21 protein-coding genes are annotated in these 26250 nt (G+C 37.7%); 8 read left to right on the top strand and 13 right to left on the bottom strand.

Translation table 11 applies throughout. The features are described 5' to 3' along the window. Nucleotides 1–7: 7 nt before the first annotated feature. The 3 genes from NV377_RS22235 to NV377_RS22225 all read right to left on the bottom strand — a co-directional run bounded on the left by NV377_RS22235 (nt 8) and on the right by NV377_RS22225 (nt 3374). Nucleotides 8–880 carry a carbohydrate ABC transporter permease gene (locus NV377_RS22235; protein WP_258203010.1) on the bottom strand — a complete coding sequence of 291 codons (873 nt, stop codon included), beginning with the start codon at nt 878–880 and terminating at the stop codon, nt 8–10. A 4-nt stretch (nt 881–884) separates the two neighbouring features. Continuing rightward, on the bottom strand, nt 885–2162 hold the full coding sequence (locus NV377_RS22230) for an ABC transporter substrate-binding protein (RefSeq protein ID WP_258203009.1): 1278 nt from the start codon (nt 2160–2162) through the stop codon (nt 885–887). Nucleotides 2163–2246: 84 nt separating this feature from the next. Next, nucleotides 2247–3374 (bottom strand): LLM class flavin-dependent oxidoreductase, encoded by a 1128-nt coding sequence (locus tag NV377_RS22225; RefSeq protein ID WP_258203008.1) that lies wholly within the window; start codon nt 3372–3374, stop codon nt 2247–2249. A gap of 255 nt (nt 3375–3629) precedes the next feature. Here NV377_RS22225 and NV377_RS22220 point away from each other — a divergent pair, with 255 nt between their 5' ends. From NV377_RS22220 to NV377_RS22205, 4 genes are all read left to right on the top strand, one after another. Beyond that, complete coding sequence (locus NV377_RS22220; protein WP_258203007.1) at nt 3630–4475, top strand: AraC family transcriptional regulator; 846 nt, start codon at nt 3630–3632, stop codon at nt 4473–4475. Between the two features lie 80 nt (nt 4476–4555). Next, nucleotides 4556–5125, top strand: a complete 570-nt coding sequence (locus NV377_RS22215; protein ID WP_258203006.1) for a CGNR zinc finger domain-containing protein — start codon at nt 4556–4558, stop codon at nt 5123–5125. 204 nt (nt 5126–5329) lie between these two features. After that, the gene (locus NV377_RS22210; protein ID WP_258203005.1) at nt 5330–5887 is read left to right on the top strand and encodes an HPP family protein; all 558 of its coding nucleotides are present in this window, start codon (nt 5330–5332) and stop codon (nt 5885–5887) included. 171 nt (nt 5888–6058) lie between these two features. Beyond that, nucleotides 6059–7804, top strand: a complete 1746-nt coding sequence (locus NV377_RS22205; RefSeq protein ID WP_258203004.1) for an alpha-glycosidase — start codon at nt 6059–6061, stop codon at nt 7802–7804. Nucleotides 7805–7868: 64 nt separating this feature from the next. On the opposite strand, the gene NV377_RS22200 is transcribed toward NV377_RS22205, so the two are convergent. The 4 genes from NV377_RS22200 to NV377_RS22185 form a co-directional block, all read right to left on the bottom strand. After that, complete coding sequence (locus NV377_RS22200; protein WP_258203003.1) at nt 7869–9566, bottom strand: alpha-amylase family glycosyl hydrolase; 1698 nt, start codon at nt 9564–9566, stop codon at nt 7869–7871. 7 nt (nt 9567–9573) lie between these two features. Further along, on the bottom strand, nt 9574–10416 hold the full coding sequence (locus NV377_RS22195; protein ID WP_258203002.1) for a sugar ABC transporter permease: 843 nt from the start codon (nt 10414–10416) through the stop codon (nt 9574–9576). After that, the gene (locus tag NV377_RS22190; RefSeq protein WP_258203001.1) at nt 10416–11729 is read right to left on the bottom strand and encodes a carbohydrate ABC transporter permease; all 1314 of its coding nucleotides are present in this window, start codon (nt 11727–11729) and stop codon (nt 10416–10418) included. Before NV377_RS22190 ends, NV377_RS22195 begins: the two co-directional genes overlap by 1 nt. Before the next feature lie 69 nt (nt 11730–11798). Continuing rightward, on the bottom strand, nt 11799–13118 hold the full coding sequence (locus tag NV377_RS22185) for a sugar ABC transporter substrate-binding protein (protein ID WP_258203000.1): 1320 nt from the start codon (nt 13116–13118) through the stop codon (nt 11799–11801). Between the two features lie 472 nt (nt 13119–13590). On the opposite strand from NV377_RS22185, the gene NV377_RS22180 reads away from it, so the two are divergent. The 3 genes from NV377_RS22180 to NV377_RS22170 all read left to right on the top strand — a co-directional run bounded on the left by NV377_RS22180 (nt 13591) and on the right by NV377_RS22170 (nt 17405). Then, nucleotides 13591–14619 carry a LacI family DNA-binding transcriptional regulator gene (locus NV377_RS22180; protein ID WP_258202999.1) on the top strand — a complete coding sequence of 343 codons (1029 nt, stop codon included), beginning with the start codon at nt 13591–13593 and terminating at the stop codon, nt 14617–14619. A gap of 5 nt (nt 14620–14624) precedes the next feature. Next, nucleotides 14625–16559, top strand: a complete 1935-nt coding sequence (locus NV377_RS22175) for a glycoside hydrolase family 15 protein (protein WP_258202998.1) — start codon at nt 14625–14627, stop codon at nt 16557–16559. Nucleotides 16560–16970: 411 nt separating this feature from the next. Further along, nucleotides 16971–17405: a Dps family protein gene (locus tag NV377_RS22170; RefSeq protein WP_258202997.1), complete on the top strand. Its 435-nt coding sequence runs from the start codon at nt 16971–16973 to the stop codon at nt 17403–17405. Between the two features lie 143 nt (nt 17406–17548). On the opposite strand, the gene NV377_RS22165 is transcribed toward NV377_RS22170, so the two are convergent. The 6 genes from NV377_RS22165 to NV377_RS22140 all read right to left on the bottom strand — a co-directional run bounded on the left by NV377_RS22165 (nt 17549) and on the right by NV377_RS22140 (nt 25025). Continuing rightward, nucleotides 17549–18175, bottom strand: coding sequence for a fumarylacetoacetate hydrolase family protein (locus tag NV377_RS22165; protein WP_258202996.1), 627 nt, complete (start codon nt 18173–18175; stop codon nt 17549–17551). Then, the gene (locus tag NV377_RS22160; protein WP_258203186.1) at nt 18172–20097 is read right to left on the bottom strand and encodes an ABC-F family ATP-binding cassette domain-containing protein; all 1926 of its coding nucleotides are present in this window, start codon (nt 20095–20097) and stop codon (nt 18172–18174) included. The genes NV377_RS22165 and NV377_RS22160 overlap by 4 nt, the downstream gene beginning before the upstream one ends. Nucleotides 20098–20370: 273 nt before the next feature. Continuing rightward, nucleotides 20371–21756 (bottom strand): class II fumarate hydratase, encoded by a 1386-nt coding sequence (gene fumC / locus NV377_RS22155; RefSeq protein ID WP_258203185.1) that lies wholly within the window; start codon nt 21754–21756, stop codon nt 20371–20373. Between the two features lie 291 nt (nt 21757–22047). Further along, nucleotides 22048–22716: a bifunctional 2-keto-4-hydroxyglutarate aldolase/2-keto-3-deoxy-6-phosphogluconate aldolase gene (locus NV377_RS22150; protein ID WP_258202995.1), complete on the bottom strand. Its 669-nt coding sequence runs from the start codon at nt 22714–22716 to the stop codon at nt 22048–22050. Nucleotides 22717–22934: 218 nt separating this feature from the next. Next, on the bottom strand, nt 22935–24140 hold the full coding sequence (locus NV377_RS22145; protein ID WP_373425849.1) for a multidrug effflux MFS transporter: 1206 nt from the start codon (nt 24138–24140) through the stop codon (nt 22935–22937). Between the two features lie 69 nt (nt 24141–24209). Continuing rightward, nucleotides 24210–25025, bottom strand: coding sequence for an undecaprenyl-diphosphate phosphatase (locus NV377_RS22140; protein ID WP_258202993.1), 816 nt, complete (start codon nt 25023–25025; stop codon nt 24210–24212). 330 nt (nt 25026–25355) lie between these two features. On the opposite strand from NV377_RS22140, the gene NV377_RS22135 reads away from it, so the two are divergent. Continuing rightward, on the top strand, nt 25356–26219 hold the full coding sequence (locus NV377_RS22135; protein WP_258202992.1) for a 3'-5' exonuclease: 864 nt from the start codon (nt 25356–25358) through the stop codon (nt 26217–26219). The last annotated feature ends 31 nt before the right edge of the window (nt 26220–26250 follow it).

Here is a 26250-nt window from a genome sequence, read left to right as displayed (position 1 = left end):
ATCACCGCTAGTATGAAACGCGATCAGTTTTAAGTAACTTGAATTGAACAACAGTAATAATAGAGATTAATACTAAGAAATAGACGGATGCCGTTGCAGCTTTGCCGAATGTATAGTTCATAAATGCTGCATTATAAATATAAGTTGAGACAATTTCTGTTGAATAGGCAGGACCGCCGCCAGTCATTGTGAATACAAGATCGAATGCTTTGAATGATTGAATCGTCGTATAGGATACGACGATCGCTGCAGCTGGTGCTAGCAATGGCCATGTTATACGGAAAAACAATCCTACTTTACTTGCACCATCTAGCTTTGCTGCTTCTACCAACTCTGGTGGAATTGCTTGCAAACCAGCCACGAAAAGTACAGTCATCTGTCCAATATGCGCCCACGCTTGCACAGCTGCAATCGAGAAGATTGCTATTGCTGTATTACCAATCCAGTTCTGAGTCCAACTCTCTAGGCCAATAAGCGTTAAAATACCATTCAACGCGCCCGAAGTAGGATCGTAGATGAATGACCAGATAAAGCCAACAGAAACGGAAGATAGAATCGTTGGCATAAAATATAAGGCCCGTAATACAACGTTTACCTTAGATTTTTTATGAATTTGTAAGGCGAGCATTAATGATACAATTGTCTGGATAACGACGACGGCCAACATGAACTTCATATTATTAACTAGCGACTTTTGAAAAATGATATCTTTACTCACGTTCTCATAATTATCAAATCCAACATACTGATAGGACGGCGACATGCCGTCCCAATTGGTAAATGAATAATAAAGTGCCGTTACTGTTGGATAAATAAACAAAACAGCATATAACAATAATCCAGGTACTACAAACGGTAGTAGTCTAAGATGTTTTTTCATAGGACTAGTTTCCAATCTGTTGGTCTACGATCGCCTGTGCATCTTGAGCTGCTTTTTGAGGATCAGTACCGCCAATTACAGATTGGATCGAACTTGTTATTGCTTTTTGCACTTCAGCATTACTAATTGTAAAACGAGGTTGGAAACGAGTTTTCTTCGTTGTCCACTCACTTACTGCCTTCAATTCATCTGATGTATATTGTACTCCTTCAACCGTCACATTCTGACCTGTTCCATTTGCATACTCAGCAGCGATGTCAGCACGACTTAAATACTCAAGGAATAATTTAGCTTCTTCAGGATGTTTTGATTTACTATTTACTGCAAGCATAAATGTTGTCGTATGAATACCTTCAAATACAACTTCATTCTCTGAAACTGTAATAGGCGCTAATAGTCCTTGTACTAGTTCAGGATTTCCCGCTTTATTACCCGCTAGTTGGAATGAGCCCGTACCAAGAATGGCTGCTTTTTCTTGAATAAATAGTGCATTAGCTGCATCTGTTTTCGTTCCTACTGCATCCTTTTGCAAATATCCTTTATCGTTAAGCTCTTTAAATTGGGACAGTGTTTTCACCCACCACTCATCCGTAAGCTTCGCTTCACCCGCTTCTAATTTCACGAATATATCTTCATCAGTTGCGTTGTTCATTACCATCGTATTCATCATCTGACCAGGACCAATATCAGCACCTGGGAATGCAATCGGTGTAATGCCTGCTTGCTTGAATGTTTCCATAGCTGCTAAGAAGCTATCCCAATCTTTAGGTACTTCTACATTATATTGCTCGAATAATTTCACATTGTAAATTGGCATGTTATATACCAATTGATATGGCAATGCGTATTGCACGTCATCTTTCTGACCTGCTTCAATTAGTCCTGGAGTGAAGTTACTTACAAAGGCCTCACCAGTTAGATCAGTAAACAATCCTGCTTTCGCAATTGCCTCGAACTGTGCACCTGGGAATGAAGTGAATACATCACCTACAGAGCCATCAACTAGCTTTGCTTGAGCAGTCGCTTGATATTGATCAGATGGAAACACTTGTGTTTCAACTTTAATATTAGGATATTCTGATTCGAATTTCGCAACAATTCCATCAAGTACTGCCACGTCTTCACCACGCCAGTGAATAAAACTAATCGTTACTTCTTTACTACTAGGCTTCAATTCATTCTTATTTGATGAATTCACTTTATTTCCATTATTGCTTGCTCCGCAAGCCGATAGCACCAAAGCAAACACAACAATTATCGATAGCAAATATGATTTTTTCATATCATTTCCTCCTAAAACTTTTTATTTGTTTCTCAAGCAGCGTCCTAGCCTCACATCGTGATCACAAGCGGTCTTTTTGAACTACTATAAACCACGCTTCGCTAGTTCAGCTTTCAGTACTGGCATTAACAGCCTCCCTGTAATTTCTGCTTCTTCCAGATGTGGATACCCTGACAATATAAATGATGTTACACCGACATCTACAAATTCAAGAATGCGCTCAGTTACTTGCTGCGGCGTACCAACAAAGGCAACCGCACCTCCACCACGAATGGCAGATAGTCCAGACCACATATTTGGTGCAATAACGAATTTATTTTCTTCCGATTGACGGAACAATTCCATTTGACGTTCTTGCCCCACTGCATCCGTCTTAGCATGTAGCTTTTCCTTTGATTGCACTTGCTCTGGATCAGCTTTACTCAAAATTCTCCACGCTGCATCCCATGCTTCCTCTTCCGTTTCACGAACAACCAATTGAGCACGCATGCCATAACGTAAATTTCGATCAAGTCCTTCTTGCTCACGTTGCTCTTGTAAGAAACCTTCCATCTCAGCAATTTGTTCCTTAATCCATGCCACTGGTTCTGCCCACATAAGATAGACATCAGCAGTTTTCGCAGCAGTTTTCTTCCCGGCAACAGAACTTCCTCCAAAGTAAATTGGAGGATGTGGTTGTTGATGAGCAGCTGGCTGGCAAGTACCGCCTTCTACAAAGTAATGCTTTCCTTCATAATTGAAGCCTTCTGCGTTACGTCCACCGTGCCCCCATACTCCTCTTACTACTTCAAGAAACTCTTGTGTACGTTCATATCTTTGGTCATGTTGATCATATAACGGATCACCACATGCTTTCAGGTCTTGTGGATAATGCCCTGTAACTACATTCATCATTACTCGACCACCAGACATCTGATCAAGTGTAGCCGCAGTTCTCGCTGCTAGTACCGGTGATATTAATCCTGGACGTAAAGCCACAAGTGATTTCAATTTCGTTGTTTGCGCAGCAATCCAAGAACCCACGATGAAACCATCCCAACACTCTCCGCCTGCAGGAATTAATGCAAATTCATAACCGGCTGCTTCAGCTGCTTTCGCAACATCCGTTAAATATTGTGGTGAGGCAGGTCTTTCTGGTGCAATACCGATAAATTCACCATCACCTGTCGTCGGAATAAACCAGCCCAGCTCAACTTTTTGCTTGTTAGACATTTTAGTAGCCCTCCTAATATACATGCATAATTTATATGTGTTCAATATCTGTCGATGCGTTATTATTATATTTCCTATAGAATTACTTGGTATAATATGATATAAGTAGATTACAACGCCAAAGTACGTTTCGTCTATGTCAATTTGTTGGTTTGTATATTTGTTATTTCGTGGTTATCACTATTAATTTTTATAATAACCACAAGTATTGGCAATCAACTTCAATACATTACATTGGTAAAATGAGGTATTTGTATGTTTGATATTATGAAGGAAGAATATCAAGAATGGCTTAACATTAATTACTTCACGCCATCGACAATAGAGAAAAACAGTTCAGTATGGCCGATTCGATTAGGTGCAAATCTCGCCAAGGCGCATTATCATATTGGTCCGCGAATTACCCCTTACTATTATTTAATTTGTATTATTGATGGCGAAGGACAGTTCATTCAGAACGGTCAACAGTTTCATTTACAAAAAAATGATATCTTTTGCCTTTTTCCACAAGTTACTCATGAATACTATACAAACCCATTAAAACCATTAAAAAAAGTATTTTTTGCCTTCGATGGTAAACAAGCCTTATCTATTCTTGAGCGAATAGGGTTAAGTCCGCAATTTCCACATCGATCTAACCGAATGACAAATGATGCATTTTTAGCATTTCAGAAAATGTATGAACAACAAGATAGTGATCTAGCTAGAATGAGTCAAATGTATACGATTTTCAACGAATTAGTATGCTCAGAAAGACCTTCGAGCAAAAAGAACATAGGCTCATCATGGCTAGAAAAAGGGAGAGAATATCTTGAAATTCATTATGCAGATATGATCTCTATTGAAAGAGTTGCTCACCATGTAGGTATAGAACGGACTCATTTCTCTAAAAAATTTCAGAAGGAATACGGTCAATCACCAATAAACTACTTGCAAACATTACGGATGAAAGAAGCTGAACTACTTCTTACACAAACCGACTATAAAATGAGCGAGATCGCTAATTCGGTAGGATTCAGTGATCTGCCAACCTTCTCCAAAGCATTCAAAAAGCGAATAGGAGTCTCCCCTGCTCAGTTCAGACAACAAAGCAAAGGTTAGCTGATATTCTTTTACAAGTAATTTATATATAATGAAATTAATCTATTTCACTACTATTCATTATGTATAGGAGAACTAATATGGCTATATCAACGAAATTTCCTTTGCAAACGAGTCATCCTTCCCTTGACCTTGTAAATACAGAGGTGATACGACGTAATAAAAGAATTGATCTGTTCTCAACTATCGATGATGTTTACGAATGGTTATCACAGCTAGCACAATGGGATCATATTTCTCCTATAATTAGTGCTATTGATGAACAAGTTTTATTCGAAGGTTTGTGTCATATAAGAGCAATGTTACGTCAGCAGTTCGAACAGATGGCAAATGGGCAATTAATATCTGATGCATTTATTGAATTAATGGAGGAGTATATCGCCAAAGCACCTTTTACTTATGTGTGGAGAGGACAACTTGTTGCACTACCTATAGGGGAGCCGATTGCTATGCTATATTCCTATATTGCGTATGATGCCCTCACTTTACTTGCCGAAAGTAAGCTACAGTTATTAACTCATTGTTCAAACCCTGAATGTATTCTGCTCTATATAGATGATAGTGGTAGAAGAAAATGGTGTTCGATGCAAATATGCGGAAATCGTCAAAAAGTAGCTAAACATCAAAAAAATAAGCCTACAAGGAAGTAATTACACTTCTTTGTAGGCTTATTTTGGAGCGTGCTGTATTTACATTTTTCTAGTATAATTTATTGCCGTGACGTCTATTAGCTTAAAAGACAGAAAATCTCTTATATTGATTTTTGCGCTTTGTTTACTAACCCTTAAAATTAGATTTGACAGGTTAGTTTATTTCATCATATATTACATAAGTAAAGACTGGAGGAATAATTTATGAAAGAAATTTACGATGATGCTCAGACTCAACTACCTACTCCTATAATAGTTAACTATTTCAATAAAATGAAAGGACAAGGACAGAACCCGTTAAAAGTAAATACTAAAGATATACTCACTTCGCTAGTTGGTGGGTTTATTACTATTATTTCCTTATTATTGTTAACATCGATAACAAATTCAACTTGGCTTATGGCTTCCTTTGGCGCTACTTGTGTCCTTGCATATTCAGCGTGGAATGCTCCTCTTTCTCAACCTCGTAACATTATCGGTGGACATTTCATCACCTCCTTAATCGGCATGTGTATGCTTCATTGGTTCGGTGATTCTCCATGGGTTATCGGCTTAGCTGTTGGGATCGCTATTGCTACTATGATGCTTACCAAGACTACACATCCACCAGCAGGTGCCAATCCAATTATCATTATTACTGGAAATTATGGGTGGGATTTTCTATGGTCACCCGTTCTTATCGGAGCACTTATTATCGTGTTAATTGCACTTATTATTAACAATCTTCGTCAAGATCGAGCGTATCCTACATTTTGGTACTAGATATGATTTAATATTTTTTAACAGTTAAGTAAAATTTTAATTGAAAAATCATTAAACACTTGATACAATGATGTCAAACAAAAAGGCAATGAATCTAAGGATTCAACCTCGTGCTGTGCGAGGTTGGGTCCTTTTTTTGTATGTAATTTCATATAAAGGAGAATGATGAAAATGAATTTGGAAGCTATTTATCACAGAAGTCAACTTAATTGGGCTTACGCTTATGATCATGAAACATTGCATATTCGACTACGTTCTAAAAAGGAAGATCTTACCGAAGTCAACCTTTACTCTGGCGACAAATATGGTTGGGAGCAAACAAAGATTATCACGCCTATGAAAAAGTTAGCTACTGATCATCTATTCGATTACTGGGAAGCAGCTATACGTCCTAAATTCAAAAGAGCAACTTATTATTTCGAATTAATTGATGATTTAGAGAAAAAATATCTTTTGGAAAAAGGCTTTTTTGATCAACATCCTGACCGTATCTATGAAGGTTTATTCGACTTCCCTTACTTGAATCGTATCGACATCAATTCTCCACCAGAGTGGGTCAAAGATTCTATCTTCTATCAGATCTTCCCTGAACGATTTGCCAACGGCGATCTCTCTAATGATCCTGAAGGTGTACTTCCATGGGGAGGAACGCCTACTCCAACAAATTTCTTTGGTGGTGATCTACAAGGTGTTATTAACCATCTTGATTATTTGTCCGAACTTGGAATTAATGCGATTTATTTCAATCCTTTATTCGAAGCAACGACAAATCATAAATACGATACCGCAGATTACTTCAACGTCGATCCCCACTTCGGTACAAATGAAACTTTAAAACAACTTGTTGATGCTTGTCATGATAGAGGTATTCGAGTACTACTAGATGCGGTATTCAATCATTGTGGTAAAACATTCCCTCCATTTATTGACTTATTAGAGAACGGCGAAGCATCTATTTATAAAGATTGGTTCTATGTCCGCGAGTGGCCACTTTCTGTAGTTGATGGTGTTCCAACGTACGAAACTTTTGCATTTGAACCAATTATGCCGAAATTAAATACAGAAAACGAGGCAGTTAAAGAGTACTTACTAGGTGTAGCTAAATATTGGATTGATGAAATTGGGATTGATGGGTGGCGACTTGATGTAGCTAATGAAGTAGATCATCAATTTTGGCGTGAATTCCGTAAAGTAGTTAAATTGGCTAATCCTAAAGCTTATATTCTTGGTGAAATTATGCATGATTCTATGCCATGGTTACAAGGCGATCAATTCGATGCAGTAATGAATTATCCATTTACCAATGCACTGCTTAATTTCTTTGCTAATACAACGATCGATGCCAATGGTTTTGCTAGTGCTATTCAAGCACAATTGGTCAGTTACCCGCGACAAATAACTGAAGCATCATTTAATCTGTTAGGAAGCCATGATACTACACGACTTCTAACATTATGCGAAGGTAATAAAGAGCGATTGAAGCTAGCATATCTGTTTGAGCTGACATTCTATGGTGTACCTTGTATCTATTATGGCGATGAAATAGGTATGGACGGCGGATATGATCCACTTAACCGTAAATGTATGGAATGGGACCCTGAGCAACAAGATCAACAATTGTTCGCCTTCTTTCAAAGCGCGATCAAGCTACGTAAGCAATATGAGACACTTCGTACAGGTGATCTGCGATTTGTAACACAAGCGAATAAGCAACTACTTGTCTATGAACGCTGGGACGCAAACGATCAATTTATTATCGTTATGAATAATGCTAATGAATCAACAAATTGTCAGTTAGCTGTAATTAACGAGCAATGGATCGATGTTTTATCTAATGAAAATATCGCTGCTATTGCAAATGAGATTCATCTTGATTTACCCGCTTTCGGGTACCGTGTTATGAAAGCTATAAAGTAATTAACAAAAAACAATGTAGTCCGTTTAATGATTAAGCGGACTACATTGTTTAATCGGAAAAATATCACTTCATAATGACTGTGCTATATGCCGGTATAGTCAATGTTGCATCTTGCAAAAGTGCATCATTATTTGTCGTTTTAACAATTTCTGTGAAGTTACCAAACTGAGTCGATTGATCCAATTCTGCTAACTGCATAGCATCACTCAAGTTATGAATAATTAGCACTCTTTCACCTGCAGTAGCACGTACATATTGCGTTAAACTAAAATTACGCGTAGTTAACGTAAATTCGAATATGTCACCCGTTTGTAGGGCAGATACTTCCTTACGCCAGCTTATGAGTTGCTTATAGTGATTCAGAATGGAAGAGTTGTCAACAAGTTGTTCTTCTACCGATACATGTTCATCACCTATATTATATTTAGCAGCTTTCCAAGTTGATTGTCCAACTCCCCCAGCATCGTCCTCATACCAAATCATTGGTTCGCGAATATCTTCATCGGGCTTCATGCCTTGCATACCAATCTCCTCACCATAATACAAATATGGTGTACCGGGTAATGTAAGTAATATGCTTGCTGCAACTTTAGCACGCTCAACTTTACCGTGAACTGCTGACATTACGCGAGTCTGGTCATGATTCGTTAAGAATGGTGCATCTAAAAATTGCCCATTCGATGTTTTGTTGAACATTTTATATGCTTTAACGAGCGAATATGCAAGATCACTGTCTCGCTCATCCTTTGCTGCTCCAACAATACGATCTGCAATATCAAAGTTAAATGCAGAATCAAGTGCATTATTGAAAAATGGAGCTACTAATGTTGAAGAATCCCACACCTCTCCTATTAGATATACATCGGGGTTAACCTCTACCATACCTGCGCGGAACTCCTGCCACCATTTGACGTTTTTATCGATTGTTTCTTGCTCGTATAATGTAGATTTGTAATCTCCAAAAATGTGCTTAGCAGCATCTAGACGATAACCATCAAGACCAATTCCAAGCCAATACTGACCTATCTTAATGAATTCCACGCGAACTTCTGGCTCATCGAAATTAAAATCAGGCATATTATCTACGAAAATACCCAAATACTTTTCTGTGCCGTCTGCCGTCGTGTGCCATGCTATAGAACCAGCGGCGCTATCTGAACGAACTTTCTCATCCACATTAGCAAATTGATACCAATTTCGATACTTACTATCCTTATAATGAAGTGCTTCTTGGAACCATGGATGATTAGAACTAGAATGATTGACTACAAGATCCATTACTACTTTAATATTACGAGCATGAGCTTCCTTAATTAGATTTTTCAAATCCTCTTCAGTACCATATTGAGGTAATATGTGGTAGTAATCTGTTGTATCATAACCATGATACGAATTGTTTTGTAATATCGGCATAAGCCAAATACCACCGACTCCAAGTTCTTGTAAATAATCTAGCTTAGCTGTTACACCGTTCAAATCCCCGATGCCATCACCATCACTATCATAAAATGCTCTTACAAAAATCTCGTAAAATATAGTCCCATCTTGCTCATCTACTTCATATGAGGTAACTGTAGTACTAACTTCATTACCCTCATTGGTATCCTTCGGTTGATCAACCTCTACTGTTGGACTCACTTGCTCTACATTAATCGTAGAATTACCTTCTTTGTTAACACAACCAGAAAATATCACTGCAACAACTAAAAAGAGAAGGACAGCGATTGCTCTCTGCCCTTGTAATAGATATTTGATATTCATTACACCACTATCCTTTTGATGCGCCAGCAGTTAAGCCTTGAACCAAGAACTTTTGTAGGAATACGAAAAGTAATGTTATTGGTACGGCAATTAATACAGCCCCTGCAGCAAACAACGTGAAATTTGAATTTTGATATGAATTTACTAAGTCATACATACCTACTGCTAGTGTCCATCTATCACGTGATGTTAATACTAATCGAGCAAATATAAAGTCAACCCATGCCCCTGTAAATGTCGTTAATGCTACATAAATTAGGATCGGTTTACCTAGAGGAAGCATAATGTTCGTAAATACTTGTAAATGTGTTGCTCCATCAATACGAGCTGATTCATCGAGACTTCTTGGAATGGTATCGAAGAATCCTTTTATTACAAATCCATTCATAAGGACTGAACCAAATGAGTACACAATAATCAATGCTAAATGCGTATTCAATAGTTCAAATTGCATCAGAAGGATATATAACGGAATTAAGCTCATGAATCCAGGGAACATACCTAACACAAGAATCATTGATAATAGATTTTTTCGACCTTTGAAACGGAATCTAGACAATGCATACATACTGATCGTTGAAAGTAATGTAGAGAGGATCATTGTAATTGTAGCAATTTTCAGCGTATTCCAATACCAAACCGCATACGTAAACGTTGAGTTATTAAATAATTCTCGATAGTGATCCATTGTCCATATCTTAGGAATAAAATCTTCGCTGAACAATGAACTACCCGGTCTGAACGAGGAAATGACTACCCAAAGTGCTGGATAGATACAACAGATTGCAATAATAACGAGGATAAGATAGCTAAAAAACAGTCTTATAAAGTTTTTTTGTTTTTGTCCCATTATTGAATCATATCCTCCTCTTTAAACGATTTTGTACGTCTGTAGTTCACAATAGATAATGTGGCGATAATGATGAAAATGATAATACCAATTGCTGACGCCATATTGTATTGGCTTTGATTTAAGGTTAATTTGTACAGCCATGTTACGAGTAAATCGGTACTTCCTGCAAATTGGTAGCTACCGTTTTTTGGATCGCCACCTGTTAGTAAGAATATCAAGTTAAAATTGTTAATGTTTCCTGCGAATTGTGTAATAAGAATTGGCGCTGTAGCAAATAGAACGAATGGCAACGTTACAATTTTGAATTTTTGATAAGCGTTAGCACCATCTACTTCAGCAGCCTCATACATATCTCTCGGTATCGCAGTAAGTACACCTAATATGAGAACCATTGAAACGGGAATACCTATCCACATATTCACAAAAATAGCTGTTGCTTTTGCAAGTGTTGGATCCGTTAACCATGGTAATTTTCCAAGTCCAAACATTGCTAGATATTCATTAAGAGGACCAAATTGACCATTGAATAAATTTCGCATAATTAGCAATGAAATCAATTGTGGAATTGCATATGGCAGAATGAAAATCGTTCTCCATAGTTTTTTGAATCGAATACCTTTTTGTTCAATTAGCAATGCAACTAATAAACCACCAAAGTAACAAGTAACTGTAGCAAGAACAGCCCAAATTACTGTCCAAGTTAATACACCAAAAAATGTTTTTGACCAGCTAGATAATGATAATAAGTCTAAGAAAGTTTGGAAACCGACCCAATCTACTAAACTTTTAGGTGGAATATGATTAGGCATTGAGTAGTTTGTAAATGCGATCATAACCATAAAAATAATTGGAAGAATTGTTAAGAATAAAACCCCAAGCATCGGGACGGAAAGTAATATATAAGGGAAACTTTTCCCATTCATATTTTTAATCGTTTGTTTGAAGCTGATGATCTGTTGCCCTGATTCAATTATTGCTGCCGTACGATAAGCATCACGAATATTTATTGCATAAATGACTATTACAATAAGAAGTAAAAATAGAGTGATTAATCCGTCTATCATAAGATAAATCGAGTGATCTCCTGCTACTGTAACAGTCATCCCATTAACTTTCTCAAAGTGTGTCCCTTGTTCACCCAAAGTAATTATTCCCGATAAATCCTTCACTAAATTCGGTATGAAGTACATAAGCGAGGCCGCTTCTATAACGAGCAAAATAATTCCCTTCATAAACTGCTTATTGAATAACTGTCCAAGCCCCATGAAAAGAACAGATAAAATGGTTGCGGTCACTTTTTGACCTTTCATACCACATGGCTCCCTTCTATTATTGTTGCCCGCCCCTAGAAGAAAGGCAGGCAACATCGTTCTATTTATCTAGTTTGTTGCTCCATTAATAGCATCAGAAATTTGTTGAACAGCATTGTCAATCGCATCTTTTGGAGTAATATCTGTGTTCCAAATATCAGCTAGAGCAGCTGCACCTGGATCCCATACTTTGCCCATTTCTGGGATAGATGGCATTGCATTAGAGTTTACGAATTGAGCTGCGATGCCAGCAGCGATTTCATCAGCAATGAATGCAGGATCTTTCATAGCTTCTGTATTGGCAGGAATTGCACCAGTAGCAGCGAAGTCTTTCAATTGGCTTTCTTTAGAACCTAAGAAGTTAGCAAGTAGACGAGCAGCTACTGGATAATCTGAGTACGAGTTAACATACCAAGCTTTAGTACCTGAGAATGAAATTGCAGGAGAACCATCTAAAGTTGGAATTGGAACTACACCAAAGTTAATACCAAGCTTACGGAAATCTCCAACTTTCCAAGGACCAGTAATTGTCATTGCAATATCACCAGAAGCAAATTTGCTTTCAATGATGTCTTTTGTAATATCACCAGAAGCAATTGGAAGAATAGCTTTCAAAGATTTGAAAATTTCAAGACCTTTCACAGCGCCTTCGTTGTTCATACCGATATCAGATGGATCTTCTCCATTACTACCGAAAATATAACCACCGTTTGTAGCTATGAACGGGTAATTGAAGTAGAAATCTTGCACTTCCCACATCAAACCATATTTTCCAGCAGCAGTGTCATTGAATCCTTCAGCGAATTTAACGACTTCATCAAAAGTTTTTGGAACATCAGTTACAAGATCTTTGTTGTAAAACAAGCCATATGTTTCAACAGAGCGTGGGTAACCATATAGTTCACCAGCATATGTTACTGCATTAACTGCAGATTCAGCGTTATTCTTTCTCGTTTCCTCTTCAAATACATCATTTGGTAAAATTAGACCGGCAGAAACAGCAGCACCAAGACTATCATGTGGGAAAGTTACTACGTCAGCACCATTTTTAGATGGTCCATCAATAGTAAGTTTACCAACTTGGTCTGGGGATTCAACTTCTTCAATTTTTACAGGAACATTGTATTGAGCAGTAAATTCAGCTACTAACTCTTCTAGTACAGCTCTTTGATTTTTGGAATCCCAAACTACTAGTTCAGCGCCTTCTTCAGGAGTCAATGTTGGAGCTTCCTCACCAGCATTATTAACAGGTTCCTCAGCTGGTGCATTGTTAGTTGTAGCCGGAGTGTTTGTTGGTGCATTTTTTGGAGTGTTACCTCCGTTGTTACTTCCACAAGCAGTAAGCAGTAACATTAAGCTAAGTAAACAAAGTGCAAGCGTTTTTTTCATTTTTCTAGATCCCCTTCCATTTTTTGAGCATAATGACAAACAAAACGCCTACCCCCAGACACTGCACTTTAAGATTAAGCTATAAAAGTTATTAAATTTCTCATTAACTTTTATAAAACTTAATTTGTGCAAACGATTGTACAATCTTTATTAAAAATTGCGGGAAAACTTAACAAATTCCCACAAATATCGATTGTACGCTCATTCAGTCTTGATGTAAGCGTTTTATAATGTAAATTCAATATACTATACAACCCAAAATTGTTAAAACGATTGCACAGATTATTTTTACCTGTTTTTTCCTTATTACCTCGTAATTTCTTTCATATGCTCTCATTTTCTTACTATTTCATTAGTTGTGTAAATATTGTAAAAAATGTACAGTGAATAAAAACCATCTAATGATTGCATAAGTTTGCGCTTACAGCTATAGTTAATTCAAATGATGGTTTATTTAGGAAGGATCTGGAGCATGGTCACAATAAAAGATATAGCAAAAGAAGCAGGAGTTTCACCTTCTACTGTTTCACGCGTCATTTCCAATCATTCTAGAATTAGTAAAGCAACAACAGCTAAAGTAAAAAGAATAATGGAAGAGATGGGTTATCACCCTAATGTTATGGCCAAAAGCCTAGTTTCAAAAACAACTCGAACATTAGCCATTGTATTACCTCGACCTGCGGAAGAATTATTCCAAGACTTCTTCTTTGGCGAATTATTAAGAGGAATATTAGCACATTCTACTAGAGCTGGTTATGATATGTTACTTGCAGCTGCTACTTCACCTGCTGATGAGAACGATACGATTGCAAGATTGGTACTAGGGAGGCGTGTAGATGGTGTTGTTTTGCTATCATCTAGACAAAATGACCCACTCGTTTCTATATTATCTAAGCATGACTTTCCTACTGTATTAATTGGTCGGACTGAAGGGCATGATAATATTATTACAGTTGATACTGACAATGTATTAGCTTCATTTGATGCAACAACTCATCTAATTAATCAAGGTCACACTAAAATTGGATTTATCCTTGGTTTACCTAACCTTACCGTTTCAGTAGATCGACTTGCCGGCTATCATAAGGCAATGGAAGAAGCCGGTTTATCTGTAAATCCTGAATGGATTGTTGATGCAGAGTTTCTACAACAAAGTGGATTCCGTGCTATGTCATTCGTTATGGATATTCCTGATCGCCCCACTGCGCTAGTCGTTATTGATGATGTAACTACACTAGGTATCTTGCGGGGTCTTAATGAATTAGGCTACAACGTTCCCAATGAAATTAGCCTTGTAAGTTTTAATAATATAGCAGTTTCAGAGTTGGCTTCACCTGCCATTAGCTCTGTTGACATCGGCACTTACCAGCTTGGTTATACTGCTTCACATTTGCTGGTTCGCCGTATACAAGAAAATCTTAATACTGGAGCGCGCAATATTATTCCACATCGCTTAGTAGTAAGAGAATCTTCAATCAAAGACTTTCATAAGAGGGGTTAATAAAGATGAATGATAAAAAACCGTATTTAGTTGATGCAGTAATTGGTAATTCACGTATGCTTGCTACACTTGGACGTACTGGTAAAATGTATCGATTATGGTGGCCCAATATTGATACACCTCAGCACGTAGATGCTATGCGTGTTGGTATCCAACTGGAAGGTTCTAATGTTGACTGGTTCGATGAACAAAATAATGGTTGGAACCATGAAATTAACTATGCTAATCGTAGTAATGTATTGCATATTAATGCCACTAATGAATCACAAGGTCTTACTGTAAACAGCCGTCATTTTGCTGTTCCTAGTACAGATCTATTAGTTCGTGAATATGCATTTGTGAACACTAGCGGCGTATCTAAGCAGTTCTCTTTTGTCGTTCATTCATCTTTTGTAATTTGCGAAAATGGACTATATAATACAACGATGTTTAATAACTTAGCTGATTCTTTAATTCATTTCCGTCACGAATATTTCTTCGGAGTTTCTAGTGCAATCGTATGCGCAAAATATCAAGCAGGTATTTCATGGGAAGATGCTCAATCCGGGCAATTCAACGGTGGAAACATTGATATGCGTCCTGACGGTGCATTGTCTTATGAAATTACTGTAGCAGCTGGTGAGACGGTTATTGTTCCAATCTATGTAGCCGCTGGTAATAATGAGGAAGAAGTTGTCGATCTATTAGAAAAAGCTCGCAAAAAAACTAGTGAACAATGGGCTGATGAAACAAATGCCTATTGGAATCAATATGTAAATAATGCTATTCCTTGCCCAGTGGAAGACGAAGAAATTAAGGATCTATATGAGCGTTCAATTCTGATGTTTAAACTAATGTCCGATGAGAAAACAGGAACGATTATTGCTGCTCCTGAGTTCGATGAAACATATAGCCGTTGTGGTGGATATTCTTATTGTTGGGGTCGTGATGCAGCTTTCATCACTACAGCACTTGATAAAGTCGGCTTGAAAGATCTGACTGATGCTTTCTATGATTGGACACTTTCTGCTCAATCATCAGATGGTTCTTGGCAACAACGTCACTATCACGATGGTCAACTAGCTCCATCTTGGGGTCTACAAATTGATGAGGGTGCATCAATTATTTGGGGAATGTGGCAACATTATTTAGTGAATGAAGATCGAGAGTTTGCTGCTCGTGTATGGCCAGCAGTTTCCAAAGGCGCGCAATTCTTAGAATCATTTATCGATCCAGCAACTGGTCTTCCAAAACCAAGTATTGATCTTTGGGAAGAACGTGAAGCTTCTCATACGTACTCCTCGGCCGCTGTATATGGTGGTTTAACTGCTGCAGCTGGGTTTGCAGAGCTTGCTGGCGAGTCTTTACTAAAAGATCAGTGGAATACAACCGCTGCAGGTATTCAAGCAGGAATTGAAACATACTGCTTTAACCATGAACTACGAAGCTTCTACCGTGGCGTTGATCTGAAAGTATCTGATTATAAATATAATGCAGATACAGCTAATGGTGCAGAAGGATATATTGTAGACCTTGATAAAGGTTACCAAAAACATGTGTTGAAGCACGATCCAATCGTAGATATTAGCTTGCTAGGTATTAGTGTTCCGTTCAATGCTGTAGCTACCAAATCTGATCGTATGCGCTCAACAGCTGATGCAATTGAAAAACGCCTTACGGTTGAAGGTGTTGGTGGTATTAAGCGTTACGAAGATGATAACTACATTGGTGGAAACCCATGGATCTTAACAACACTTTGGTTAGCCCACTATCGCTTCGCAAACGGTGAAGCATCCTCTGCGCGTCAGCTTATGCAATGGGCACTTGATCACCGTACGGAAACAGGTCTTCTACCTGAGCAAGTTGATAAAAATACAGGTGAAACAGCATGGGTAGTACCTCTTACTTGGTCACATGCAATGTTTATTCTTGCAGTGTTTATGCTTGCTGAGAGCAATTAAATCCATTAATAACATAGAGCAGATAACAAGTTGTGTATATGACTTATTATCTGTTTTTTTGTGCTGTTTCAATTATTGTTTCAATTTTTAGCTTTTTGTTTACATATAGGAATGCTTGCAATGAAAATTGCTAAGTGTGATTTTTAATAATGACAGTAAAGTTATTAAATATTATGGTTAGTGTGTACACTTATAAAGCGAGCTTTGTGAATTACCTCCTAATGAACTCAATATAGAAATTAATTAACATAAACCAATAGTTATTTTTATAGTGAAAAGGTTGACTTTTACGAACAATTTTGTAATAATTATAAATAAGGAATTGATCTAAGTTTATATTAAATCAGAACCGTATGGAAATGTTATTATTCGATTACAATGTTAAAAGACTACATTTTAGGAGGAATTATTATGAACACTATTCAATCACAATTAAACCGTCAAATTGCTAACTGGAGCGTATTATATGTTAAGTTACACAACTACCACTGGTATGTAAAAGGAACTCAATTTTTCACATTACATGCTAAATTCCAAGAACTTTATGAAGAAGCTACACTTCATGTCGATGAAATTGCTGAGCGTTTGTTAGCTGTAAAAGGCCAACCACTTGCTAAAATGGTTGACTACTTAGAGTATTCAAGTATTAAAGAAGCTAAAGGCCATGAGACAGCTACTCAAATGGTTGATGAAGTTATTCATGACTTTACAATTATTATTCAAGAGTTGAAAGAAGCTATGGCTGTAGCACAAGAAGCTGGTGATGAAACTACGGCAGATATGTTACTTGCTATTCATACTTCACTTGAGAAACACGTATGGATGCTATCCGCATTTAATGGCTAATGACATAACTTAATATGGTTGCAGTCGATTTATTCGGTCAACCGATTACAATAGATGAAGTAAATATTATCAATAACTACGCCCCTAGTTACTAGCGCGAATCTGCACGAGTACCTAGGGGCGTTTAACTATCTCATATTCATTTATTGGATGATGCACGAACCAATCCGTTCACCATTATACTGCGCTTCTAGTTGATCACCTTCATCAAGCTTAGCTACACCTGCCGGTGTACCTGTATAGATTAGATCACCTGCGCCTAATCCATACTCAGTATCAATAAAGGCAATCAGTTGTTCAATTGAGAATATCATATCACTTGGATGACCAAGCTGAGCAATTTCACCATTACGTATCAATGTAAACTCGCTACGATTGATCTGTTCTAAGCTAACAAATGGTAACCATGTTCCGTACGTAGCAGATTGCTTGAAACCTTTAGCAGGAAGCCAAGGATATCCTTTCGCTTTTAACTTACTTTGAACATCGCGCAAGGTTAAGTCTAACCCTAAAGTAAAAGCATCTATAGCCTGTTCTGCACTCATACCAGACGTATAGTGATCGCTAATACGTAATACGATTTCTAATTCAAAATGAACTTCGCCTTGTTGCTTAGGAATAACAATATCTCCGCCATTCATCGCAACGAGTGCATGAGTTGGCTTCGTAAAAATCATAGGAGAAGTTGGTACTTCATTGCCTAACTCTAATGCATGTAGATGATAATTACGACCAACACAATAAATGTTACGAATATTCACTAAGCTCATCCCTTCTTCTGTGCTTCGATTTTGTCAGCTAGTTCATTTAATTCAGCCCAACGGTCCATCAACTGTTCAAGTTTCTGTTCTGCTAATTGTTGTTTTTCTGAAAGCTCAATAAGCAATCCAGCTGAACTCGCATTAACTTCCATCTCTTTAGCAATATTCTCTAGCTCGGATTCTGCTTCCATAATCCAATCTTCTATATTCTCATAATCTCGCTGATCTTTAAACGACATCTTCAACTGAGGCTCTTGTGGGCGATTTTTCTCAATTACTTTTTCTTCTACTTTAGGCTTACTAGGAGTCTTCTCTGTTGAAGAACCTTTTACTCGTTGCTGTACATAAGCTTGGTAATCAGAATAGTTCCCTGTATGAATAACTTGTTCCCCATCATCTTCAAAGCCGACAATTTTATCAACTGTACGATCCAAGAAGTAACGATCATGCGATACAACAAACACAACGCCAGGGAAATCATCTAAATAGTCCTCTAATATCGTCAATGTTGAAATATCAAGATCATTTGTTGGCTCATCAAGTAATAATACATTCGGCGCTTCCATCAATACTCGTAATAATTGCAAGCGACGTTTTTCTCCACCTGATAACTTAGATATCGGAGTCCATTGCATTGTAGAACTGAATAGAAAACGCTCCAGCATTTGACTAGATGAAATCATACTTCCATCAGCTGTTTTCACTTGCTCAGCAGCTTCACGAATATACTCCTGCACACGTAATGACTCGTTCATTTCTTCGCGTTCCTGTGAAAACCATCCTAATTTCACTGTCATGCCAAGATCGATTTGACCTTCGTCAGGCTCTAATCTACCACCAATCATTTTCAACAACGTAGATTTCCCGGCTCCATTGCGACCAACGATACCAACACGATCACCTGGTACTGCAATATAACTGAAATCTTGTATCAATTGACGATCACCGAAGCTTTTACTTATTTTCTCTACTTCAATAATTTTACGTCCTAGGCGAGTAGATGCAACTGATAACTCTACTTTGCCATTGCCTTCCTTCGGTGTTGTTGCTTGTAACTCTTCAAAACGATCTATTCTAGCTTTCTGCTTCGTAGTTCTTGCCTTCGCACCTTTACGCATCCAAGCGAGTTCATTGCGTAGTAAACTTTTACGTTTTGCTTCTGATGAAGCTTCACTCTCTTCACGTTCTAACTTTAATTCCAAAAAGCGACTATAATTCGCTTGATAGAAAAATGCTCTACCTTGATCAAGTTCAACAATCCGATTACTTACGCGATCTAAAAAGTAACGATCATGCGTAATCATAAGTAATGCGCCTCGTCGCTTCTGTAACATGCCTTCAAGCCATGCTACCGATTCATTATCAATATGATTCGTAGGCTCGTCAAGTATAAGAATATCAGACGGTAATACTAATGCTGCTGCCATAGCAACACGTTTTCGTTGACCACCTGACATCTCTTCAACTAACATATCGAATTGGTTAATACCAAGTTTATTCAAAGCTTGCTTCGCATCACTTTCTAGTTGCCAAGCATCATACTCATCCATTTTTTCATTTGCTTTAATAAGTTGATCTTGTGCCTCAGTACTTGATGGATTAAGTTCTAATAATTCTAACGCGTTTGCATATTGTTTACATGCCTGAAGTTGTGGTGAATCACCACCAAGTACATGCTCAAGTGCTGTTTCATTAGGTTCAAACTGTGGTTCTTGCAGAAGCATACGTATAACTGCGTGGTTAGCAACGCTCACCTTACCTGAATCCGCTTGCTCCATTCCAGCTATTACTTTTAGAAAAGTAGATTTTCCAGTACCATTAACACCAATGATTCCGATTTTGTCTCCCGTTTCTAAACCGAAGGTGACATCCTCAAAAAGTACTTTCTCTCCATAACTTTTCGATATATTTTCAATTGATAATAAATGCATCATAGTACCTACTTTTTCATTATTTTCATTGCCACTTTTATATAGTTCTATCATAGCATAGCGTAAGATGTTCGTACATTTCTAACGGTAGGATTTATGAATTCAAATGGGCTCGGGCGAAAGGGATTTTCACCTCTCATTCGGCTTTATTGCGTTATGTGTGTTCGACAAAAGGAACTTTTACCCTTCATTAACCTATCAATTTTCAAAAATAAACATAAAAAATCCTATTCGTATCTTAAGACACGAATAGGATTTTTTCGCTTAAATATATTATTTTCTACCGATCATTTTCTCAGGACGAACATATTCATCAAACTGCTCAGAAGTTAACAAGCCACTTTCAATCGCAGATTCTTTCAATGTGATTCCTTTTTTATGAGCGTTCTTTGCAATTTTCGCAGCATTTTCATAACCGATATATGGGTTAAGTGCAGTAACTAACATCAATGATTGCTCAAGATTACGTGTAATTACTGCTTCGTTAGGCTCAATACCAACTGCACAGTTATCATTGAATGAAATCATCGTATCAGCAAGTAATGCTAGTGATTGTTGGAAGTTATAGAAAATTACCGGTTTAAATACGTTAAGTTCAAAGTTACCTTGGCTCGCTGCCATACCGATAGTCGTATCGTTACCGATAATTTGACATACAGCCATAGTCATTGCTTCACTTTGCGTAGGGTTAACTTTACCTGGCATAATAGAACTACCTGGCTCATTTTCAGGAATAGTTATCTCGCCAATCCCGCTACGAGGACCACTCGCTAACCATCTTACATCATTGGCAATTTTCATTAGATCAGCAGCTAATGCTTTCATCGCACCATGCGTAAAAACGATTTGATCATGGCTTGTTAGTGAATGGAACTTATTACTTGCTGTAATAAATGATTTACCAGTTAGCTTAGTTACCTCTTCAGCAACAGTAACTGCATAGTCTGGATGAGCATTTAAGCCTGTCCCAACTGCTGTACCACCAAGCGCTAACTCACGCATACTATTTACACTATGTTCGATCATCTCACGAGATTTCTCAAGCATTGCTGACCAACCACTAATCTCTTGACCCAATGTAATTGGCGTTGCGTCTTGTAGATGAGTACGACCAATTTTCACTAGATTATCGAATTTATTCATCTTCTCCACTAACGTTGCATTAAGTACATCGATAGCTGGCAATAGACGATCTTCAACGGCTATAACGCCAGCAATATGCATAGCAGCAGGGAATGTATCGTTAGAACTTTGTGAACGGTTAACATCATCGTTAGGATGAATACGAAGTTCGCTACCACGCTCAACAAGAATTTGGTTTGCACGATACGCGACAACTTCATTAACATTCATATTCGTTTGGGTACCGCTACCTGTTTGCCATACGACAAGTGGGAATTGCTCGTCCCATTGCCCTGCCAAAATCTCATCGACTGCTTCACCGATAACAGTAGCCTTTTCTTTATCTAGTACGCCTAGACGTTCATTCGCTAATGCAGAAGCTTTTTTCACAATTGCCATCGCATAGACAACCTCAAGTGGCATTTTTTCACCACTAATTTTGAAGTTCTGCAAGCTTCTTTGTGTTTGAGCACCCCATAGCTTATCAGCAGGTACTTTAATCTCACCCATAGTGTCCTTCTCAATACGGTATTCCATCACAATGACAACTCCTCCAACTTTTCGTTAACTTCCTAATATACTTCCTGCGTACGAAAAGTACTTCGAAAGCATTAGCTCCAACTTTTCGTTAACTTCCTGATATACTTCTTGTATACGATAAGTACATCGAAAGCATAAAAAATCTTTTGTACATATAAAAAGCACGGTCAAAGCTGATATCTGCAACTAGCGAAGCAAGCATGGTGAGAAAACATAAGATGAACGCAGACGCCAGTTTACTAATTTTGATGATCTGTGTTCTCATTTGAAGAGATGGACCAAAACTACTTAAAAACCTTTAGCTTCACGATATGCAGCCATATACGCTTCAGCTTTTATTTTAATTAGATTGAAGTCACCTGTTTTCACAGCTTCCTTCGTAAGATCAGAACCGATACCAACTGCTACCGCACCTGCACTAATCCAATCTTTCATATTAGATAATGATACGCCACCTGTTGGCATAATGTTAGCTTGTGGAATCGGACCTTTAATTGAAGAAATAACACTAGGACTGTACAGATTACCTGGGAATAACTTAACAATATCCACACCAAGCTCAAGAGCTGATTGAATTTCATGAATAGTCATCGTTCCTGGTAAGCAAGGTATTGCATAGCGATTACATAGTTTCACTGTATCTGGATTAAGCGCAGGCGACACAACATATTCTGCACCTGCGAGAATAGCAGCACGTGCTGTCTCAGGATCTAACACTGTGCCTACACCGATAATAGCAAAATTAGGACTATTTACATCAACATCGCATGAGTATTCAGCACTTAGCTGTTCAAGTGCCTTCGTTGCATGTGGAACTGTCATCGTAATCTCTATTGCTTTAATGCCACCTTGAATAGCATAGCGTGACATTTCAACTACTTCTTCTGCGGAGTCTGCGCGTAATACGGCTACTACTCCTGCTTCTGTTAATTGCTGCAACACCTTTAACTTTTTCATCTGCATGCGTCTCCTCAAACTTTTCATTAAGTTCTCGATATACTTCACGTTAATAAAAAGTACATCGGAAGCGTAAACACAAACTTTTCATAAGTTCTCGATATACTTCACGTTAATGAAAAGTACATCGAAAGCGTAATCTATGAAAATTATAAACGTTTTCATAGTGATCAGCAATGCCTATATCTTATGCTATCAATCCTTAAAAAGCATGAAAGCTATGCATATTTTTGAGAGAATTTATAGAACACCCAAGCACAAGAAACCATAATAGCTATTGTTACAACCATAGGTATTGCAGTTCCTTCACCACCAAGCCCTACAATCGGTGCAACAATTCCTCCGAATAAAAACGAAGTAGTTCCGAGCAACGCAGAAGCACTTCCAGCACGTTCTCCTTGCTTCTCTAACGCTAGAGATGCTGCAGTCGTATTAATTAGTCCAACACTGGAAACAACCAAGAACAAGCCCATAACAACGAAAGCAAGTGGTAAATCAGCAAATACTGCAAGTAATAATAATATCGCACCAAAACCACTCATTGATAATCCTGTTACGATCATACTTCTTGGTGAAAATTTATGGGCAAGTCTACCTGCACATTGACCTGCAATAACGATTCCTAGACCATTAATCCCGAACATAATACTATATTCACGAACAGACATGTCATAAATGCCTTGAAGCACAAATGAAGATCCTGAAATATATGCAAACATCGATGCCATAACAAACCCTTGCATCAGTACATAGCCGATAAAGCTCTTATCCTTCAGCAACGAACCAAAAGTTCGCAATGTATTTTTGAGACCTCCACGTGAACGACGATGGACCGGTAATGTCTCACCTAATGAATAATAGATCCCAATTAACATAATAATTCCGAAGACTGATAATAAACCAAATACACCTTTCCAAGAGGTATAATTCAGAACCTCTCCACCAATAATTGGTGCTAAGATCGGTGCGACCCCATTAATAATCATTAACGTCGCCATAAATCGAATTAATTCAGGACCAGAGTATAGATCTCGTACACTCGCACGTGAGATAACTAAACCCGCTGCTCCTGCCAATCCTTGTACAAATCTTAAACCAATAAATGCCCATATTGAGGTTGAAAACATGCAAATAATAGAGACAATTGCATACATTAGCATTCCAATCAGTAATGGTTTGCGTCTTCCTTTCACATCACTAATTGGACCAATTACAAGCTGTCCAACGGCCAATCCAATAAGACAAGCCGTTAAGCTTACTTGAGTTAAAGAAGCCGAAGTATTGAATTCTTCAGCTATTTGAGGGAATGCTGGTAAATACATATCAATAGATAGCGGTCCGAGCGCCGATAAGGAACCTAATATTGTTGCAATACCCAGTCGTCTCGACCTCGAAAGCGATTGAGCTTCAGTTATGCTTGTCATCATTAAGCCACCTTGTTTATTAAATGATAAAATTTCAAATTACATAAGTTATTTGATATACAAGTTAAATTACATGAAAATTAGAATTAATGTACCAACAATGAAACAATAATACGAGAAGTATCTCAAATTGCCTCTTTCCATAATTCCCATAAACCACTTCATAGAGAAATAAGTTACGATCAATGTTGTAATAAACGCAAGTAAATATGGGAACCAAAGTGCTTGCAATTCTGGGTCAGATACAATATCTGAAACTCCTAAAATTACCCCACCTACACTCACTGGGATGTAAAGCATAAATGAAAAGCGAAGTGCAGTGTCTTGCTTCATACCTACCGCTATGGATGCAATTACCGTTGATCCCGAGCGACTAATACCTGGTATTAAGGCTACAGCTTGTGCAAGTCCAACAAGTAGTGCATCTTTTGCTGATAAATCACCATCCCGCTTTGCTCCACGTAAATTGCGAATTAACCACAAAGCAACACCAGTTACTAACAATGCAATTCCCACCGTATAGATAGAAGATGAGAATATTTCCTCGATTTTATCTTTAAATATCACGCCGATAACACCAGCTGGAATCGAACCAATAATAATGTACATAATAAAGTTAAAATCTGGTTTATAGGCAGCATCTTTTGATTTGATGTAACCAAACCCATTTTTAACTAATCTGGCTAACATTTCACGATAAATGAATATAATAGCTATGAGTGATGCTGTATTGGTCATAATTTCAAATGATAACCCGTGTTGCTCCATACCCATCAATTGTTGTGCTATCATTAGATGTCCACTCGATGAAACCGGAATTGGTTCAGTAAACCCTTGAATCATACCTAAAAATACATACTTTAACCATTCAAACCAATCTGACATACCTTTTCAATTCCTCCTAAAACTTTTTGTGCAGTTCTGATGTACTCCTTTGTAAACAAAAAGTAACACCGAAAGCATAAGCTAAAACTTTTTGTGCAGTCTGATGTACTCCTTTGTAAACAAAAAGTAACATCGAAAGCATAAGCTAAAACTTTTTGTGCAGTCTGATGTACTCCTTTGCAAACAAAAAGTAGCATCGAAAGCATAAGCTACTATGTCTAAATAACAACTTAATTAGTATAAACCATTCTCTTTGCAAAGTGAATGATAACCCATTGTGCTCACTTTCTGTTAGAATAGAATAGCAATCATAAAACGGAGGGTAACAACTTGGATTATATAGTACTTGATATTGAATTCAATGGACGTAAATTTGCCAGCGAACTACCTATGGAAGTTATTGAGATTGGTGCTGTTCGGTTAAATGAGCAATTAGAAGTGGTTGATAATTTTTCAGCATTTATTAAACCTATCTATTTCTCCAAACTTAATAATTTTATTCAAAAGAAAACAGGAATCCCCCAAGAATCTATTGATACTGCAAACCGATTCCCCTATGTAATCGGTCAGTTTCTTTCTTGGCTATCTAGCTCCTCTGAAGTTATGTTCATCACTTGGGGCGGCGAGGATATGAAGCGAATCATTCTTGATACACGTATGCATAAACTTGATGATCATTACTGGATGACTACACCATACTTTGACCTCTTAAAGGGATATACCCGATTAAAAGGACTAACGAACGATGTTAGTGTAGAAGGTGCTTTAGAACAGCTAGCTATCGAAGGTTCAGGTCAAGCACATCGTGCATTAGACGATGCGATTATGACCTCACATATATTCAAAGCTATCTATCAGGACTTAGACTTTGAGCGTAAGCAGTTATTTGTAGATACGTACACAAATGCCAAAGAACGTCGTGGCATTAAAAATTCAATTCGTTTGTTACGTATGCAAAAACTAGAGCCTACTTGGGATAACTATGTCGCAAAGTTTATTAGAGAGCGTATGGAAAGTGAAGACCCGCGTAAAATAGCTGAAATTAAGCATTACTTCGAGATCGAAGCAGTAAAACCCGTTAAGCCAAAGGTTGAACAAGGTGGTAATGAGGGTAGTAATGAGGACAGTCACATCGTAGAATCATCTAATTCTATTTCTAATCAAAGTGAAGCTACTGTTGAACCAAATCGTTAGAACTTCAATTAGAACACCAATATCTTTATAC

This window comes from Paenibacillus endoradicis (genome assembly GCF_024721975.1).
This window is presented reverse-complemented; position numbering and strand designations above follow the sequence as displayed.